Origin of the sequence: Paenibacillus sp. NPDC058177, from assembly GCF_042883835.1 — a bacterium.
Classification (GTDB): Bacteria; Bacillota; Bacilli; order Paenibacillales; family Paenibacillaceae; genus Paenibacillus_AQ; species Paenibacillus_AQ agri.
Genome location: NZ_JBHVVB010000005.1, coordinates 52,628 through 69,544, shown reverse-complemented (window position 1 = coordinate 69,544; position 16,917 = coordinate 52,628). Strand labels below are relative to the sequence as shown.

At 50.2% G+C, this 16,917-nt stretch carries 20 protein-coding genes; 16 read left to right on the top strand and 4 right to left on the bottom strand.

Annotation, left to right across the window (positions count from 1 at the left end; translation table 11 throughout):
- The first annotated feature begins 713 nt into the window (after window positions 1-713).
- The 5 genes from ACFVU8_RS19845 to ACFVU8_RS19825 all read left to right on the top strand — a co-directional run bounded on the left by ACFVU8_RS19845 (window position 714) and on the right by ACFVU8_RS19825 (window position 4,147).
- Window positions 714-1,421 (top strand): metal ABC transporter ATP-binding protein, encoded by a 708-nt coding sequence (locus ACFVU8_RS19845; RefSeq protein WP_387429573.1) that lies wholly within the window; start codon window positions 714-716, stop codon window positions 1,419-1,421.
- Window positions 1,367-2,191, top strand: a complete 825-nt coding sequence (locus ACFVU8_RS19840) for a metal ABC transporter permease (RefSeq protein WP_387430121.1) — start codon at window positions 1,367-1,369, stop codon at window positions 2,189-2,191. Before ACFVU8_RS19845 ends, ACFVU8_RS19840 begins: the two co-directional genes overlap by 55 nt.
- Before the next feature lie 42 nt (window positions 2,192-2,233).
- Window positions 2,234-3,262 (top strand): metal ABC transporter substrate-binding protein, encoded by a 1,029-nt coding sequence (locus tag ACFVU8_RS19835; protein ID WP_387429571.1) that lies wholly within the window; start codon window positions 2,234-2,236, stop codon window positions 3,260-3,262.
- A gap of 35 nt (window positions 3,263-3,297) precedes the next feature.
- Entirely contained in the window at window positions 3,298-3,567 is a 270-nt protein-coding gene (gene rpsN, locus ACFVU8_RS19830; protein WP_066371979.1) for a 30S ribosomal protein S14, read from the top strand.
- A gap of 151 nt (window positions 3,568-3,718) precedes the next feature.
- Entirely contained in the window at window positions 3,719-4,147 is a 429-nt protein-coding gene (locus ACFVU8_RS19825) for a DUF6157 family protein (protein WP_387429568.1), read from the top strand.
- Window positions 4,148-4,727: 580 nt separating this feature from the next.
- Here the strand turns inward: ACFVU8_RS19825 and ACFVU8_RS19820 are convergent.
- Together ACFVU8_RS19820 and ACFVU8_RS19815 are read right to left on the bottom strand one after the other, a co-directional pair.
- Window positions 4,728-5,531: an MBL fold metallo-hydrolase gene (locus tag ACFVU8_RS19820; protein ID WP_387429565.1), complete on the bottom strand. Its 804-nt coding sequence runs from the start codon at window positions 5,529-5,531 to the stop codon at window positions 4,728-4,730.
- A gap of 173 nt (window positions 5,532-5,704) precedes the next feature.
- Window positions 5,705-6,289: a helix-turn-helix domain-containing protein gene (locus tag ACFVU8_RS19815; protein ID WP_175374321.1), complete on the bottom strand. Its 585-nt coding sequence runs from the start codon at window positions 6,287-6,289 to the stop codon at window positions 5,705-5,707.
- Window positions 6,290-6,663: 374 nt separating this feature from the next.
- Between ACFVU8_RS19815 and ACFVU8_RS19810 the strand changes: the two genes are divergently transcribed.
- The 10 genes from ACFVU8_RS19810 (at window position 6,664) to ACFVU8_RS19765 (ending at window position 13,526) form a co-directional block, all read left to right on the top strand.
- A complete protein-coding gene (locus tag ACFVU8_RS19810; protein ID WP_387429564.1) occupies window positions 6,664-6,951 on the top strand; it encodes a Dabb family protein in 288 nt (95 codons plus the stop codon).
- A gap of 295 nt (window positions 6,952-7,246) precedes the next feature.
- Window positions 7,247-7,687 (top strand): DUF86 domain-containing protein, encoded by a 441-nt coding sequence (locus ACFVU8_RS19805; protein WP_387429561.1) that lies wholly within the window; start codon window positions 7,247-7,249, stop codon window positions 7,685-7,687.
- 97 nt (window positions 7,688-7,784) lie between these two features.
- Window positions 7,785-8,210: a hypothetical protein gene (locus ACFVU8_RS19800; RefSeq protein WP_175374323.1), complete on the top strand. Its 426-nt coding sequence runs from the start codon at window positions 7,785-7,787 to the stop codon at window positions 8,208-8,210.
- A gap of 59 nt (window positions 8,211-8,269) precedes the next feature.
- Window positions 8,270-8,860: a YtxH domain-containing protein gene (locus ACFVU8_RS19795; protein WP_387429558.1), complete on the top strand. Its 591-nt coding sequence runs from the start codon at window positions 8,270-8,272 to the stop codon at window positions 8,858-8,860.
- 254 nt (window positions 8,861-9,114) lie between these two features.
- On the top strand, window positions 9,115-9,921 hold the full coding sequence (gene racE, locus ACFVU8_RS19790; protein WP_387429556.1) for a glutamate racemase: 807 nt from the start codon (window positions 9,115-9,117) through the stop codon (window positions 9,919-9,921).
- 270 nt (window positions 9,922-10,191) lie between these two features.
- The gene (locus ACFVU8_RS19785; RefSeq protein WP_387429553.1) at window positions 10,192-11,406 is read left to right on the top strand and encodes a M14 family zinc carboxypeptidase; all 1,215 of its coding nucleotides are present in this window, start codon (window positions 10,192-10,194) and stop codon (window positions 11,404-11,406) included.
- 111 nt (window positions 11,407-11,517) lie between these two features.
- Complete coding sequence (locus ACFVU8_RS19780) at window positions 11,518-11,760, top strand: hypothetical protein (protein WP_379468678.1); 243 nt, start codon at window positions 11,518-11,520, stop codon at window positions 11,758-11,760.
- Window positions 11,761-11,897: 137 nt separating this feature from the next.
- Window positions 11,898-12,200 carry a HesB/IscA family protein gene (locus tag ACFVU8_RS19775; RefSeq protein ID WP_175374328.1) on the top strand — a complete coding sequence of 101 codons (303 nt, stop codon included), beginning with the start codon at window positions 11,898-11,900 and terminating at the stop codon, window positions 12,198-12,200.
- 41 nt (window positions 12,201-12,241) lie between these two features.
- The gene (locus tag ACFVU8_RS19770; RefSeq protein WP_066371926.1) at window positions 12,242-12,481 is read left to right on the top strand and encodes a YuzB family protein; all 240 of its coding nucleotides are present in this window, start codon (window positions 12,242-12,244) and stop codon (window positions 12,479-12,481) included.
- A gap of 220 nt (window positions 12,482-12,701) precedes the next feature.
- The gene (locus ACFVU8_RS19765) at window positions 12,702-13,526 is read left to right on the top strand and encodes an aldo/keto reductase (protein WP_379468683.1); all 825 of its coding nucleotides are present in this window, start codon (window positions 12,702-12,704) and stop codon (window positions 13,524-13,526) included.
- A 115-nt stretch (window positions 13,527-13,641) separates the two neighbouring features.
- Here the strand turns inward: ACFVU8_RS19765 and ACFVU8_RS19760 are convergent, their stop codons facing one another.
- Window positions 13,642-14,781 carry a THUMP domain-containing class I SAM-dependent RNA methyltransferase gene (locus ACFVU8_RS19760; protein ID WP_175374330.1) on the bottom strand — a complete coding sequence of 380 codons (1,140 nt, stop codon included), beginning with the start codon at window positions 14,779-14,781 and terminating at the stop codon, window positions 13,642-13,644.
- A gap of 168 nt (window positions 14,782-14,949) precedes the next feature.
- Between ACFVU8_RS19760 and ACFVU8_RS19755 the strand changes: the two genes are divergently transcribed.
- On the top strand, window positions 14,950-15,582 hold the full coding sequence (locus tag ACFVU8_RS19755; RefSeq protein ID WP_387429551.1) for an O-methyltransferase: 633 nt from the start codon (window positions 14,950-14,952) through the stop codon (window positions 15,580-15,582).
- A gap of 2 nt (window positions 15,583-15,584) precedes the next feature.
- On the opposite strand, the gene ACFVU8_RS19750 is transcribed toward ACFVU8_RS19755, so the two are convergent.
- Window positions 15,585-16,805, bottom strand: a complete 1,221-nt coding sequence (locus tag ACFVU8_RS19750; RefSeq protein WP_387429547.1) for an MFS transporter — start codon at window positions 16,803-16,805, stop codon at window positions 15,585-15,587.
- Between the last annotated feature and the right edge of the window lie 112 nt (window positions 16,806-16,917).

Here is a 16,917-nt window from a genome sequence, read left to right as displayed (position 1 = left end):
CCGTAACCCCCAGTAACCCCGTAACCCCGTAACCCCGTAACCCCGTAACCCCGTAACCCCGTAACCCCGTAACCCCGTAACCCCCAGTAACCCCAGTAACCCAGTAACCCAGCAACCCTTCCCGCCCGATTTACGTCTTCGTAACCATGAGAAATAGCTTCACCTCATCAATTAAGAGCATTTTTGTACCTTAATTTTCTTAAAAACAGGCAAATGAAGGAAATAAGAGCAATATTGTACCTTATTTTTGGGAAAGTTCCCTGAAAAGCCGATTTTGAGAGATTTAACATACAAAAATGCACTTAATTCCCATTCTCCTTTGGTTGCAGAGCATTTAAGGTACAAAAATGCACTTAATTATACTTCGAAAACCCAATCAAAAACCCAATCGAAACCCACTATTCTCCAAAATATCATCCTGATTGCATAAAGCTCTCATTTTCTAGGCTTTGCTTTTAATGTGTTCTTTAAGTTAAGGCATCATAGTGAGGGGTTAATCGTTGTTTTTACGATTTATTTTATAATAACGGTTTACAAATCGTAATTATTACGATATTATCGTAAAAGTTAAACGTAATTATTACGATTATTTTGGTTCGATTATGTTGGTTCGATTAGTTAGTCCGATTAGTTAATTCGATTACGTTAGTTCAATTATGTCGGCCACATTATATTGATTCAGAAAAGCAATTCAGAGGGGAAGTTGCACTACCATGATTTTGTCATCTATGCAGAATGTCGTGTTCGGTTACGGGAATGAGCCTGTGATCGATCATATTTCGCTAGACATTCATAGCGGAGAGTTCATTGGGATTACCGGGCCGAATGGTGCGGCCAAGACGACGCTGCTTAAATTAATGCTTGGTCTGCTTCGTCCTTGGAGCGGCACGGTGACGCTGAATAAAGAAGGGGGCGGGAACGGGGGCTTGACTATCGGTTATGTTCCTCAGCAGGTAGCCTCCTTCAATGCCGGGTTTCCGAGCAAGGTGATCGAACTGGTTCGTTCGGGCTGTTACCCACGATTGGGCCTGTTCCGGCGATTCACTGCTGAGCAGGAAGACATTGTGAAGCGCAGTCTGGAACAGGTGGACATGTGGGAGTATCGTAACCGCCGGATCGGCGAGCTGTCCGGAGGGCAGAAGCAGCGGATCTGCATCGCCCGCGCACTGGCCCAGGAACCACAGGTTCTGGTACTTGATGAGCCGGCTACCGGTATGGATTTGGAGAGCCGCATAGGTCTGTACCGGCTCATGCGCCATTATGTCAGCAAGCATGGACGGACGGTGATCATGGTTACGCACGGTCTGGAAGAGACGAGCCCTTACCTGGACACTGTCATCAGCTTGGAGCGAAAGGAGAATGAGGGCTGGAAATGCTTGGTTACGAATTCATGCAGCGCGCATTTTGGGCCGGAGGTCTGATAGGCATCATTGGTCCGCTGCTCGGTGTTTACCTGATGCTCCGTCGTCAGGTGCTGATGGCAGACACGCTATCACATGTCTCCCTGGCGGGAGTTGCCCTGGGCTCAGTGTTACACCTTAATCCGGCGCTTAGCGGCTTTGCCGTGGCCGTCATTGGCGGCCTTGTCATTGAGCAGCTCCGCCGCTCATACCGTACATACAGCGAGCTTCCGGTGGCCATTATTATGACCTCAGGTCTGGCGCTGGCAGTTGTACTAATGAGCCTGAAGCAGAATTTGAGCAAGAGCTTCAGCTCTTATCTCTTCGGGTCCATTGTGGCCGTTAGTGACACTCAGCTGCGCATTATTGCAGTGGTGGCGGCTGTGGGCCTTGTATTCTTCATCGTGCTGCGCAGGCCGCTCTATAACCTGACTTTTGATGAAGAGACCGCGGCTATTGGCGGTGTGCATGTCGGATTGTTGTCCTTCTCTTTTGCGGTGCTGACAGGAATGACTGTGGCTGCAGCAATGCCAGTGGTCGGCGTTCTGCTGGTCTCTGCACTGATCGTGCTTCCAGCTTCCATCGCTCTCAGAATTGCCTCCGGTTTCACCGCTGCGGTTCTAATTGCGATCGGTACAGGGTTGATCGGTGTTTTCAGCGGTTTGACGGCTTCCTATTATATCAACACTCCGCCCGGTGGCACGATTGCACTGATTTTGCTGGTCTTCCTTCTAATGGCTATTGCTATACAGAAGCTGATCCGGCGCCGGAATAGAAAAAAGCATTCATAGTTCATAACAATCTTTGTTCAAGAAAAGGAGTCCACGTTCATTATGAAATTTAGTATCCGTCATCTAGCTGTTCTGTCTCTGTCCTCTCTGTTGATTGCTGCGGGCTGCGGCAATAACAACGCATCTACTAACACAGGGTCCTCTACTAATACATCTGCCACAGCTACAGCTGAAGCGCCTACTGCGCCTGCATCCCATAAGCTGAACATTAAGGTCAGCTTCTATCCGATGTATGAGTTCACGAAAAATATTACAGGTGATCTCGCCGATGTAGAAGCCCTCATCCCGCCTGGTATTGAGCCGCATGACTGGGAGCCAACGGCACAGGATATGGCCCAAATCACTAAGGCCGATGTGCTGGTCTATAACGGTGCGGGCATGGAGAACTGGGTGGATCAGGTGCTGGACAGTGCTTCTGGCAGCAAGCTAGTAGCCGTCGAGGCCAGCAAGGGGCTTGATATTATGGAGGGGGCTGAAGAGGAAGAAGATGAGCATGATCATTCCCATGAGCATGCTCATGAGGAAGGAGAAGATCATGATCATGGCGGGCTAGATCCTCACGTCTGGCTCGACCCAGCTTTGGCGGTCAAAGAAGTGCGGAACATTGAAGCGGCGCTGGCAGCTGCTGCCCCGGAGCACGCGGAAGCTTTTAAAGCCAATGCCGATGCCTATATCTCCAAGCTGGAAGCCTTGGACCAGGAATTCAGGGAAGCTACCAAAGAGGTCAAGCGCAAGGACTTCATTACCCAGCATGCGGCCTTCGGTTATCTTGCTAAGGAATATGGCCTAACCCAGGTGCCGATTGCCGGACTGTCCCCTGAAGAAGAGCCTTCTGCGGCAAAAATGGCCGAGATCGTGGAATTTGCCAAAATGCATAACGTGAAGACGATCTTTTTTGAAACCTTAGTGTCCTCTAGTGTAGCAGATACTATTGCAAAGGAAATTGGAGCCAAGACTGCGGTACTGAATCCGATTGAAGGTCTCACTGAAGAGGACCGCAGCCATAATCTCGATTATCTGGGCATCATGCTCCAGAACCTGGAAGCGTTGAAAATAGCGCTGAACGAATAAGGAAGATAAACAACCATTGAAAGGGTGAACCATACATGGCGAAAAAATCGAAAGTAGTTAAAGAGTTGAAGCGACAGGAAATCGTGGCTAAATACGCGGAGAAACGAAGAGAGCTGAAGGCTAAAGGTGATTATCTGGGCCTGCAAAAGCTGCCGCGCGATTCCTCTGCCACTCGTCTCAAGAACAGATGTGAAGTCTCCGGCAGACCGCGAGGTTATTTGAGCAAATTCAAAGTCTCACGGATTGTCTTCCGCGAACTGGCGCTGAAGGGCCAGATCCCCGGCATAACGAAATCCAGCTGGTAATGTGCTGTTACCATTGAAATCAAGGTATATTCTTATCAGAAATGGCGGTTCCCTGAAAGGGGGATGCGCCTTTTTGCTATGGTTTGGAGGAAGTGTGAATTATATAATAGAAGAAACATGTTTGCATGTCATATTCAGGAGGCGTTCAAGTTTGAGCTATACCGATACGTTCATCCGTGTTGCCGAAGATTGTCCAGTGGAGACCGGGATTCCTCCCGTATCTTCCCATCCGCTGCCGCCAGCGCATGTAATCCAGTACGGGCTTCTCTCCAGTGAGCCCTATACCTATACTCATGAGGAGCTGCTTTATGAGGTTCACGTACGTCATAAACAGGTTCCTTTGGAAGATCGCACAGATCGTCGTGAAGAGATTTGGAAGGAGCTGTTTTCAAAAAAACACCCATGTCTGCGAGCCTCCATGCTTCCTAAGAAATACGGCTGGGGCGTCCATTTCAACAGCGCGGGCAAAATCGCAATCTACGGCAAGGAATCTCCTGAATACGACGATTTCATCTCCGGCGGGCAGGATGTGAAGTTACTTCTAGCCATGCGCAGCAAACGTTCTTCGGTACGCACTTAAAATGAAGCTAAGCACGAACTTATGAACGAACATGAATACGAAGCTATCAAGAACAATCAACATTCTATATAGAACACTTTTAAAAAAACATAGCCAAGAAAAAAGAGGGCTTATATTAATAAGTGTAATTAACGGCATTTTTGTACCTTAAATCTTCCAGAATACCCCGTCCAGTGTGCTTTTTCGGAAAATAAGATACAATAATGACCTTAATTACTTTATTTTCCTATAATGAAGAAAAATAAGGTGCAAAAATGCTGTTAGTTGGGGAAATGGTCTCTTTTTTCCACTGTTAAAACGACTGGTGAAGGGGAATATACCGCTTCTAGTGGCTGAAATCTGTCGACAGTCTATGTTATGGAGGAGTGCTAGCTTCCTGTGGATGTGGAGAGCTTCCAGGTGAACGCTTTGCCCCTACAGAGCTCCAAAATTCCCGTTCTTTCATCTTCGCCTCTTTGTTAATTTCTTTTGTTCGGCTTATATTCGGCTTATATATGAAAATAAAAACAGGGCAGTCGCCGGCCACTATATAGCGGTCAGATACTGCCCTGTTTTCTGTCATTCACCTTCTGTCATTCAACTATACGTACTTCCCTTGCCCTGGCACGGCCAATTCCTTGAAGTAACGGCACAGGTGAGCTATCTGCTGAGAGAGGTCTATGCCATGCATAGGAGCTCCATGTCCACTCAGCACGATCTGCGGGTCCAGCAGACCCAGTTGACGGACCGACTTCTCGGCGTCTTCCCAGTCTGTAGTGAAATAAGCAGGGGGGCCATGGACCTCCTGATCCTGCTTGATCACGTGAAACGCAGACTCTTGCTTAACAGTCAGAAAAGCATCTCCGGCGATCAGGACCTTGTCCTTGTCCCGGAACAGGGAGATATGTCCCGGACTATGGCCGGGACTGTGTACCCATCTCCATTCGCGGGTACCGGGAACGCTACCATCCGCCGGCAATGGAACCACACGGGTTCCAAGGTCAATGCCGCGGTAAGGATACAGCGGTGCAGCCATGGACATGAGGCCACCTCCAACGGCGGGATCGGCAGGGGGATAGTCCTCTTTTCCCGTCAGATAAGGAAGCTCCAGCGAGTGTGCATAGACCGGAACATCCCATACGTCTAGCAGCTCCGTGAGGCCCCCAACATGATCGAAATGCCCATGCGTCAAAATAATGGCGCGCGGGGGCTTGCCGAAGCGTTCCATGGCGGTATTGTGAACACTCCCGGCATACATACCAAGGCCCGTATCCACCAGTATCCAGTCCGATGGGTTAAGCTCTATAAAAGCAACATTCACAAACAATGTACGGAGTCCAATAACCCCGGGAGCTACTTCCCAAAGCTCCGTGTGCCCGGAAGCCAGCATACCGCTAAAGTTCATAGTGCGCCTCCTGATTCTTTTTATCGAGTTAGAGCCGGTGCTTTGCCTTAGCATTGCCCTAATGTATCCAAAATAAAGAGAGAACGGCAAAAAAACCTTTCATTGTTCATGCAGGGCATGACAAGAAAGGTCCTGAGTTATTGGTTGTGTCCTTGCCTATGTAAACGGGTTGCTTATTCCGGTTCACAATCGGCGAATAAAATATTCCGGGGAATCCGGAAGAACGCTTCCGCCTTCTCCTGCAGGGCCGGGCTAGGCAGATGACTGAAATGCAGCCATTTGCGGAACGTGCCGGGATGGACACCGATCCAGATGCTGACGTCTGTGACGGAAAGATCATAGACCATGCAAAGTCCGGTCAGAATCGTGTTGCTGGAAGGGGAATGGGACGACGTTCGTTTCATGTACCGGGAAGGTGTTGGCTGGCATAGAATCGGACTTTGCCGCAGCAGAGCTTCGTTGAACAGGACATGGGGCGGATACCCTAGAAAACGGCAGACCTTCTCTAAGTTTTTGCGGGAAGGAATACGGCCTTCGTATACCCAAGCGCTAACGCTGCGCGAAGAAACGGGAAGCTCTTCCGCTAGACGTGACAGCTTGATGTCTTTAGCCATCAGGATGGCGAGCAGGACCCGGTTGCGGATCTGGCTGCGCTGGGGACGACGGAATCTTTTCACCCGAACGCCTTGTCCAAGATATTTGCGGTTGATCAGAGACCACGCCTGGATATTATGAGAGTCTGGTTGATTATTAGGCATACTTCCTCCGATGTTTAAGTTAGCTCCGAAACGCTTGGATTACATTGAAATATCACCCGTGCCGGAGGCTATAAGAGTAGTAAAAAATGCAGTGAATTGAATGACATACATTTAGCTGTTGAATAGGCCATGCATCGCAGTCCCGCCAAATAATTCCGCTTATGGAATGAACCATAGTGATTCAGCTTCTGGAGAGCTTTTTTAGTCTTCTATGACTTTAACATTTCAATAATGGTTTCGTCTAGATGAAATGAGGGCATGGAACTTTTTGACTTGATTCCTCTTATCATGACCTCTTTGCTTTCGGAACCACGGGTCTTATGATATATTTTTAATATTCAACGAACAATTAATAGAGACAGGGAGCGAATAGCATGATCAAGCATATTGTGTTTTTTAAATTGAAAGACCGGTCGGCAGAAAGTGTGGAGGCAACAGCTGTAGTACTACGGAATATGGAAGGGAAAATCCCACAGCTGCTTTCAATTGAGGTCGGCACCGATGTCATTCATTCCGAACGCTCCTTTGATCTGGCGCTTGTAACGACTGTGGCTTCTCTTGAGGATTTGCAAGCCTATCAAGTTCATCCGGCGCACAAAGAGGTTATTGCCCATATCAATGAGGTAAAAGAACTGTCCATAGCTGTAGATTACGAGCTGTAAGATTAGCAGGTCTGTAAGTGTAACGTAAACTACAATCTACCGGAAAGCGGTGAAGGCATGCGTGAGCTGGAATATCCGATGGAAGCGTTAACTTATTTGGTTGTATTTCTTGCGGCCTGCTTTATTATGTTCTTCTGGCTGAAACGCCGCGGCCGGCGAAGCAAGTAGAATACTTGGGGCGTATGATCTGTGGAAAGACTCCGAAAGGAGTTTTTCTTTTTAAAATGAATCAATTTCATAATGCGGATTTCAATCCGAATAGGTACTTGACTATAACCGATATGGAGGGCTTGCTGTGTATTATGTCAACCGAAAACAGATCGAAACCATTCTGGGGCAGATTCCCGATATTAACTTCGGCCTGCGCACGGCTGCGGATTCCTGGGACGGAGGAACACTGCTTGGTCTTGTACAGGAACGCAGTCTTCACCTGGCCATCGAGGTCGTCACAGATGTCGGAAGCTGCTTGATTGACGGATTTATTATGCGCGATGCAGGAAGCTATGAAGATATTATTTCTATTATCCATGAGGAAAAGGTATTCGGTGAAGACGGGTTGTTCGACACGCTGATCCGGTTGGTTGGGCTGCGTAAACCGCTGGTTCAAGATTATTTTGCTTGGGAACGCAGTGAACTGCACCCGCTGACGCAACAATTGCCTCAGGCGCTTGAACGGTTCGCAGCAGAGGTACACCAGTATCTGGACCAGGAACTGGGAGCCGAAGTATTGAAGTGAAAAAAAGTTGAGCCAGTCAGTCACAGGACGAACTCCCTCTGCTTATGATAAAGCAGAAATAGGCACTTGCCCGGTAGGGCGGGGAGGAGGAGAAGCCATGGACGGCTGGCTGGCTGCGGTTCTGGTGACTGGGATAGGTATTCTGGCCACTGCTGCCTTGCTATTGACCGTATCTGTCATGAAGACCTTGGTTGCGCTGCGTGAGACGGTGAGCCAACTTGCGCTTGTCGGCACCTCACTTGCTGCTGACACTGCGGAGACTCTGCAGCGTACAGCGGCTACAGCGGAGACTGCCGAAGCAAGACTAAGGGAATTGGAGCCGCTTGCGTCAGGGCTGGCTTGCGTCGGAGAATCTTTGAACGAGGCTGGGGAACAGTTGAAGACGCTCAGCCGCAAGACAGCAGCTTCTGCGAACCATGCACTGGAGCGGGCCCGGGAGCGTAATGAGCCAGGACTGGATCATGCTCTGCGTGCACTAGATGCGGGTCTGACCCTCTGGACAGCCTGGAACAAGCGCAAGTAGCCCGGACACGTCTTGTTCGGAACCGGAGGACATCTTAAATTAAAAGGAGAGATCACGCGATGAAAAAAGATTCGAAAAACTTGCTGTGGGGTATTGTTGCAGGAAGTGTCATCGGTTCGGTAACCGCCCTGCTCTTTGCCCCTAAGCCAGGGAAAGAGCTGCGGAAGGATATTGCTGATGGCGCATCGGCTACCCTGGAGAAGAGTAAAGAACTGGCTACACAGGTAGGCGATAAAAGTACGGAATTGTACGGAAAAGCAAAAGATGCAGTAGGTAATGTGGTGCACGAGGTACGGGAATGGAGTAAACAGTATACTGAAGCGGATGAAGAGGAGAAACTTGCGGTCAGCGAAAGTATTACTGTTATTGAGGATACTAAAGAAGCTACAGATGCTGTCGTTGGTGTAGATGCCGCAGATGCAATAATTGCTGAAGAAGCAGTAGAAGCAGTAGAAGCAGTAGAAGCAGTAGAAGCAGTAGAAGCAGTAGAAGCAGTAGAAGTTGAAGAGGCTGTAATCACGGCTGTTGTTGCCGATGAAGTTGCCGCAGCTTCAGAGACAGACAGTGTTGCTACAGAGGCTGAAGCTGTCTCGAAGGACGGTAGTGAGTCCACCGTTACCAATGAAACCGGAAACAACGAAGTGGTATAACTAAAGACGGCTTAATAACCTACAGATAGTCTGGAATCAAAAGGTTTTTATCTTTAAGCAGAGCCGGTTTCCGCTGGGGGCGGAGAGCGGCTTTTCTGTGTCCGTAGCACGCAGTAATGATCGATTACTTCGATAAACTGTCTTGAACTACAGCGGGAAAAGGAGTAATATCTGCAATTAGGGTAACAGATAGGTACCTTTTGTTTTCGCCTTACATAAGCTACACAAAACAAGTAGAAGGAAGCGGTGTGTTCGTGCAGCAAGCTATTGCAATATTGGATTCAGGTGTGGGAGGATTGACGGTTGCCAAGGAAGTGATGAGACAGCTCCCAAGGGAGAAAATCATTTATTTCGGAGACACTGCCAGAGCCCCGTACGGACCCCGTTCGACCGAGCAAGTGAAGTTGTTCACCGAGCAAATCGTGGACTATTTGATTCAATTCAATCCTAAAATGATCGTCATCGCCTGTAACACAGCCACGGCGGCGGCACTTGATTATATCTCGGCCAAAGTTACCATTCCAGTGATCGGTGTCATTCATCCGGGTGCCCGGGCAGCGATCAGTGTCACCAAGAGCGGTCAGGTCGGTGTAATCGGTACCGTTGGAACGATCGGAAGCGGAGCGTACACGGCTGCGTTGCAGCAGTTGTCTCCGTATGTACAGGTAGTCAGCCAAGCATGCCCGACTCTGGTCCCGCTTGTGGAGCAGGGGATGTTCCGTTCGGATGAAAGCCAGAAGGTTGTGGGCCAGGCGCTGGAAGGCATTAGGCACAGTAATATTGATACTTTGATTCTAGGCTGCACTCATTATCCTTTTTTAGTGGAACCTATCGGACGGACGATGGGAGCGGGCGTCAAGCTGATCAGTTCAGCAGATGAGACGGCCCGGGAAGTTAGCACCATTCTATATGACAAAGGCAAGCTGGCCAGTGGAGACGAGAGTCCCATCCACCAATTTTTTTGCAGCGGGGATGCAGAGATGTTCCAGAAAATCGCCCGTGACTGGCTAGGAGAGCAGATCAAGCGCACACCGGTCGTATGGCAGGTGTCCACGCTGTAGTTATGTTTGCTGCAGTTTGGAACAGGGACAACCTTCAGGATTCCTTAATCGGTCGACAACTAAAAACGGGTATCGCCTACTTGAGGTGATACCCGTTTTTTCATATCGTGTACCGAAAGCGGCTACACGAAGTTTCCTGGTGTCCTCATGTGGGACAGCTGGGGCTGCATACAATAAAGCAGAGGGCTGTGTCCCGCTGTGATCCAGGCCACGCGCCAGGTGAACTCCTTCAGCGGGCAACGGCAAATGATGGCCGAGAGGATGAGGCATATGCAGCAATACATTGCACGCAGGGGAGATACCGTAAGCCGAATTGCCGCCATGCATGGACTGACGCCGGAACATGTCATTCAAGGTAACCCGTGGGCATCCAGGCAGCCATATTTGTATCCCGGACAGATTCTGTTTCTCCCCTCCGCGCCCCGCAGAAGGTATGCGGTACAGGAAGAGGATCATGAAGAGAAAATATCTACTTTGTTCGGAGTCAGCCCGGAGGCGCTGGAGCAGTTGAATCCCGGATTCCTATCCGGGCGCTGTTGTATTCCGGGCAAAGTATTGGTGATTCCTGCACCGGAACCGCAGCGCATTGTCTACCTGCGGGGAGAGTACGGCCCAACCGAGGTCGGGGCAGATATTGACCGATTGGTGGAGCGTTATCCCTTCATCATGAAGGAGACGATCGGCAGCAGTGTGCTGGGCAAGCCTCTGCAGCTGCTCCGGCTCGGAGCAGGGCCGCGCCATCTGCATGTCAATGCGGCACTGCATGCTAATGAATGGTTGACCTCGCCCTGCCTGATGGCATTCCTGGAGGAATATGCGGCCGCTTATGCCGAAGGCCGGCAGTGGAACGGCCACCGTCCCGCTGAGTGGTTCAAAGACTGGACGATATGGGCGGTACCTATGGCTAATCCGGACGGGGTTGAATTGGTACAAGAGGGGGTCTTACCAGGCCATCCTTATTATGATCAGCTGATGGAATGGAATGGCGGACGGCGCAGCTTCCGCCATTGGAAGGCCAACATCCGGGGGGTGGATCTAGGCGATCAGTTTCCGGCCCACTGGGAAGAGGAGGCGGCGCGCCGGGGTACCTTGGGCCCGGGGCCACGCGATTATGGTGGCAGCGCCCCGCTCAGCGAGCCTGAAGCCGCGGCGCTGGTGACAGTAGCAGAGCAGGTGCCAGGGCATGCTGCGGTGTCACTCCACAGCCAGGGTGCGGAGATCTACTGGAACTACCGGGGCTATGAGCCCCCGGACAGCAAGGCTCTCGCAGCTAAGCTGGCTGCAGCCAGCGGTTATCGGGCGGTGCATTTGACGGGCAGTGATGCTGGCTACAAGGACTGGTTCATCCAGCGATTCCGCCGACCGGGCTTTACGGTGGAACTGGGCATCGGCAAGAATCCGCTGCCGCTGAGTGATTTTGAGGATATGGCACTGGAAACCGGGCTGATTCTGGGAAGTATTTTGTCAGATGTGAAATCATACTGAAACATTTTCAGTAATTTTGAGTAATATATGTTGTAGGGTATGGCCGCTGTTCAAACTACCTGCGGCTGTATCCTTTTTATATGGGATTTGGACAACATGGAGGGACATCCGATGAAATGGAGAAGATGGTTTTCGCTTAAGATGTGGTCCCAGATCTTCCGTGCTTCCTGGCGATACATTGTATCTTCTCAGGTCACATTGGGGGACAAGCTGTTATTTACGATTCCCGTGCTGTTGTATTGGGTGCTACCGGATGTTATGCCATTTGTGCCTATCGATGATATCGGGGTAACGATGCTGCTGGCCGGCTGGTTCGTATCCAGAATGGATCGTAAATATCCTGAACTCCGGTAACGGAAGATGAATGTACAGATTATTTTAGCGTCCGAAAGACGTGTCTATTTTGTCAATATGGTTGCTTTTAGCAGCTTAGTTCCTTTAAAATAGATTATTGAGTATTTAAACTATAGATGCTGGGAGATGGATTGCAGATGAACGTCAAAATTACCCGCAATGCGGCTAAAGTCATAAAGAAGCAGATTGAGCTGGAAGGCAACAGTGAACTGAAACTGCGCGTTGCGATTACGCATGCCCATGGCGACCATGCCCACTACGGCCTGGATTTGGACACGCCTAAAGAAAATGATGTTGTGGTTTCTACAGACAAGGAAATTGACGTGATTCTGGAAGCAGGACAGCCGCTACTTGACGGCGTTAAGATTGACTATCTGTATTTCCCGGAAGAAGGCTTTGTCATCACTAATCCGTCTAAAGGAAATCACGGCGATCACTAAGCATTCGCCCCGGATTTTCAGACATAAAGAAGGGTTGCTCCATGGCTAACGATATACGAGTATGTGACAAGTGTAATTTTACCAGTCTCAAAAGCATTGTGCCTAAGCTGCAGAAGATGGCGCCAGATGCCGAGATAAAGATCGGCTGCAAGTCCTACTGCGGACCTTGCGGCAAACGGGCATTCGTCTTTATTAACGGACGCTATATCAGCGCTCCGACAGAAGATGAAGTGCTGAAGAAAGTGGAATCTTTCGTCAAGCGGCCCGTTGCCCAGCAATAATAATATGACGCACATCCGGCCGCCGCTGCATTTTGCAGGGCGGTTTTTGTGAAAATATAAGAGTGTATATGTTTTACGCTATAAATCATCCTTATATTTATCGTTGAAACGGATACCGCCCCTTGGAGGGCGGCAAAGTCGTTTCTACTTGAGTGAGGTTATGATGCTATAATAGCAGCGTTGTTAGAAATCCGACTATTTCAGAGGGGTGAAGACAGGTATGAAGCATATTACCGATGTAACGATATTAAACAATGGAATAGCGATGCCTTGGTTTGGACTGGGAACGTACAAGGCGGAGGGAGAAGAGGTCGCCAAGGCGGTGACGGCAGCGCTGGAGCTGGGTTACCGGAGCATTGATACTGCGGCGATCTATGGAAATGAGGAAGAAGTCGGACGAGCCATTGCGTCAAGCGGCGTATCGCGTGACAGTCTTTTTGTAACGACAAAGGTATGGAACACAGATCAGGGCTACGATACTACACTGAAAGCCTTTGATCTAAGCAGTCGCAAGCTGGGGTTGGATGTTATTGATCTCTATCTGATACACTGGCCGGGCCAAGATAAGTATAAAGATACATGGCGTGCGCTGGAACGGCTCTACGAGGAAGGGCGGGTACGTGCGATCGGGGTAAGCAATTTTCAGATTCACCATCTGCAGGAATTGATGAAAGAGAGCTCAATTGTACCTGCTGTCAATCAGGTGGAACTGCATCCTCGTTTCATACAGAAGGAACTGCATGATTTCTGCAAGCTTCACCAGATACAGATCGAAGCCTGGGCGCCGTTGATGAAAGGCAGACTTCAGGACAATGAACTGCTCGCGGAGATTGCGGCAAGACATGGGAAAACAGTGCCGCAGGTGATTTTGCGCTGGGGTCTGCAGAATGAAATCATCATTATTCCTAAGTCGGTGACGGTTTCCAGAATTAAGGAAAATAGTGAGATCTTCGATTTTGAATTGTCCCGGGAAGAACTGAACGCGATTACTGGGTTGAATGCGGACGAGCGAATCGGAACGAACCCGGATAAGCTCTTTTTCTAGATCAATTCTACAGGAACAAGTATAAACAAACAGCCTTAATACGTGTGATTCACACGCCTTTAAGGCTGTTTTATTGCGGTGCAGAGAATGCAGGAAAGTGTCCGTTGCTCGTTATTTACTGTGGCTTGCGCGGCGGTAATGGGCCTAGATATTGATAATACTGGCATTCAATGCGCCCGTTATAGAGCTTGCGGCGTTTATCGGCTTTACGGCCGTAATATTGCTCGAATTCTTTGTAAGGGCTGATTGCGAAGAAGGACCAGGTTGGCAGATAGACCATCATCTCGCCGAATTGGCGGGTCAGCTTCTCTACTTCCTTATCACTGCTTATCCGTTCACCGTAAGGCGGGTTGGTGATAATACAGCCGTACTCTCCGTGTGGTCTGACCTTTGCGGCAGCCTGAACGGTAAAAGTAATCTCACCGGACAGTCCCGCACTCTTGGCCGCAGCTTCGGCAATCTCAATGGCCTCAGGATCAATATCGCTACCGAACAGCTGCAGCGGGTAATCATCACGCACTGCGTCGAAGGCTTCCTCGCGGGCTTCTTCCCAGAGGGACTTCGGAATGACCGGCCAATGCTCGGAAGGGAAAGAGCGGCGTAGGCCCGGGGCGATGTTCCAAGCGATCATCGCGGCTTCAATCAGAATGGTACCGGAACCGCAGCACGGATCATATAGCGGACGACTGCCGTTCCAGCGGCTGAGCTGCAGCAGCGCTGCCGCCATCGTCTCCTTGATCGGAGCTTCGGTAGCATGTCTGCGGTAGCCACGCTTATGTAGCGCTGGTCCTGTCGTATCCAACGTGATTAAAGCGATATCGTTCAGCAGAATCACTTCAATGACGTAACGTGGTCCATTCTCCGGGAACCAGTCCGTCTCGTACGACTGCTTCATTTTCTCAACAATCGCTTTCTTGACGATACCCTGGCAAGCAGGGACACTTGTCAGCTGTGATTTATGGGAACGGCCTTCCACAGGGAATTCTCCATGTTCAGGAATCCAGTCGGCCCAAGGCAGTGCCTTGACGCCTTCGAACAACTGATCGAAGGTGGACGCCGGGAACTGCCCCATCTTGACCAGAACACGGTCGGAGGTGCGTAGCCACAAATTGCAGCGGCAGATGTCGATGTAATCTCCGCTGAAGAGGACTCGTCCGTTCTCGATTGTGGTCTCATAGCCCAGTTGGTTCAGTTCGCGGGCCACGACGGCCTCCAGGCCCATCGGTGCCGTAGCGATTAATTGTAATTTGCTCAAAAAGGTCTCAACTCCATTTAACTTGTAGATAAATACATAAAGCCAGTACAATCAAGTATAGGGGAATGCGCGGCAGTTCACAATGACCGTCACTCCGTAAAAAATAAACAATACACTTACCGGACTCTCTTAAGGAGATATCGGCAAGTCGATCAAAGGAGATTATACATGCTTAATCAGGAAGAATACAGTGAACAGCTATATACAGAAGATCAATTGCTGCTGGATGTCAAAACAGCGATCGTCGCAGCAGGGATGCCGGAGGTTTCCATTGCTCCAGGTTACGGACGGCTGCTTGGTATGCTCGTTAGCCTCTCCCGATCATCGCGGATTCTGGAGATCGGGGCACTTGGCGGTTACAGCGGGATCTGCCTATCCCGCGGACTGGCGCCTGGCGGCAAGCTGACTTCGCTGGAACTGAAAGCCGAATACGCCGAACTGGCGCGTGGTCATCTGGAGCAGGCCGGTTTTGGGGACGAAGCTGTAGAGTACAGAGTGGGCCCGGCCCTTGACAGCCTCAAGCAGCTCGAAGCCGAGGGTGCCTCATTCGATTTCTTTTTCATCGATGCGGATAAGGAGAATTACCCGAACTATCTGGAATATGCCATCCGGCTGGCACAGCCGGGAGCAATTATTGCCGGGGATAACATCTTCCTGCGCGGTCGTACGCTGAACACCGAGAAGAACGGACCTGCCGTGCAGGCTATGCGTCGTTTCAATGAAATGATCGCCAGTGATGACCGGCTGACCAGCACACTGCTGCCTGCTTACGACGGGTTGGCCCTGGCAGTCGTTAAATAGCGTCAACGAAACAGCCGCGGGGTGGTATGTTTATACAGGCTTATTCGTACCCAGAACATATTGATCAGAAGCAGACTGCCTGAAATGATGAAGAGTCCCTCGATCCCGATATATCCGGAGAGGAAGCCGCCGATCATGGCGCCGAGCATATTGCCAAGGGCTAGAGTGCTGCTGTTGAAGCCAAAGGCGCGGCTTTCCTTGCCGTCAGGTGTGTAAGTACGGATAAGAGCGTTGACACTGGGCAGCAGTCCACCCATGAACACACCCATCAGGAAGCGGATGATGATTAACTGCCAAACAGTCGTTACAAAAGCCTGCGGGATCAGGAATACAGCGGCTCCGATTAGGGCATAAGTTAGAATGCGGTGTGCCCCAATTTTGTCGCTTAGCTTGCCTAGGACGGGAGACGCCAGCATATTCGAGACGCCAGTGACCGCACTGACCATGCCGGCCCAAAAGGCGATGTTGACGGCAGATCCATTCAGCTTCTCTACATACAAAGGCAGCAGCGTCATGGGACTGATCATGGCGAATTGCAGCAGGAACGTAATACCGAACAAGGCGGGCAATTGAGGAACCTTCGTAAGCTCCTTCAAGCCAGCCAGTACTGAAATCTGCGGTACATGTGCGGCTTCCTGCCGGTCGAACTTTTCTTTAACAAGGAAGAGTGCCAGTAATGAGGCGATAAAGAGCAATGCGCCTACGACATAAAAAATCGGGCGGAACCCAATCCAGTCTGCCAGCAAACCACCGATCAGCGGCCCCAAAATAGTACCTGCCACCGAACCGGACTGCATGAGGCCCATCGCAAAGCCCATGCGGTTCTTCGGCGTTGTGCCGGAGACGAGGGCGATGGAGGCGGGATTGAATCCGGAAATCGTACCGTTCAACAGGCGCAGTAGCAGCAGCTGCATCGGGGTCTGGGCAAAGCCCATTAGCACGATGACAATCGCCATACCGAAGCTGGAGCGCAGCAGCATGATTTTGCGTCCGTATTTGTCGGCCAGCTTGCCCCACAGGGGCTGAAACAGAAACGAGGTCAGGAAATTGGCGGCAAAAATAAGGCCGGCCCAGATTCCGATCGAATGCTCGCCCTGCACGCCAAGATCCTTGGCAAGGTACAGTGTCAGAAATGGTGTGATCATTGTCATCCCGGCGTTGACCAGGAATTGTCCAAACCAAAGCACCATGAGATTGACTTTCCAAGTCTCCCAATTCTTCAAAGTGCTTCACTTCCTTTCAGGGAAATCATAGGAATAAAAATTCACGAAAAATTGACATTCTATCAGTATATCACATTTTTCGACATCTCCGGTGCAACACTTGTCATAGTAA

Coding starts and splice junctions, on each gene's coding strand:
- ACFVU8_RS19800 (WP_175374323.1), top strand. CDS start 7,785: ATGGACGGCTGGCTGGCTGCGGTTCTGGTGACTGGGATAGGTATTCTG.
- ACFVU8_RS19775 (WP_175374328.1), top strand. CDS start 11,898: ATGAACGTCAAAATTACCCGCAATGCGGCTAAAGTCATAAAGAAGCAG.
- ACFVU8_RS19810 (WP_387429564.1), top strand. CDS start 6,664: ATGATCAAGCATATTGTGTTTTTTAAATTGAAAGACCGGTCGGCAGAA.
- rpsN (WP_066371979.1), top strand. CDS start 3,298: ATGGCGAAAAAATCGAAAGTAGTTAAAGAGTTGAAGCGACAGGAAATC.
- ACFVU8_RS19820 (WP_387429565.1), bottom strand. CDS start 5,531: ATGAACTTTAGCGGTATGCTGGCTTCCGGGCACACGGAGCTTTGGGAA.
- ACFVU8_RS19780 (WP_379468678.1), top strand. CDS start 11,518: ATGAAATGGAGAAGATGGTTTTCGCTTAAGATGTGGTCCCAGATCTTC.
- ACFVU8_RS19785 (WP_387429553.1), top strand. CDS start 10,192: ATGCAGCAATACATTGCACGCAGGGGAGATACCGTAAGCCGAATTGCC.
- ACFVU8_RS19795 (WP_387429558.1), top strand. CDS start 8,270: ATGAAAAAAGATTCGAAAAACTTGCTGTGGGGTATTGTTGCAGGAAGT.
- ACFVU8_RS19770 (WP_066371926.1), top strand. CDS start 12,242: ATGGCTAACGATATACGAGTATGTGACAAGTGTAATTTTACCAGTCTC.
- ACFVU8_RS19845 (WP_387429573.1), top strand. CDS start 714: ATGATTTTGTCATCTATGCAGAATGTCGTGTTCGGTTACGGGAATGAG.
- ACFVU8_RS19755 (WP_387429551.1), top strand. CDS start 14,950: ATGCTTAATCAGGAAGAATACAGTGAACAGCTATATACAGAAGATCAA.
- ACFVU8_RS19815 (WP_175374321.1), bottom strand. CDS start 6,289: ATGCCTAATAATCAACCAGACTCTCATAATATCCAGGCGTGGTCTCTG.
- ACFVU8_RS19835 (WP_387429571.1), top strand. CDS start 2,234: ATGAAATTTAGTATCCGTCATCTAGCTGTTCTGTCTCTGTCCTCTCTG.
- ACFVU8_RS19765 (WP_379468683.1), top strand. CDS start 12,702: ATGAAGCATATTACCGATGTAACGATATTAAACAATGGAATAGCGATG.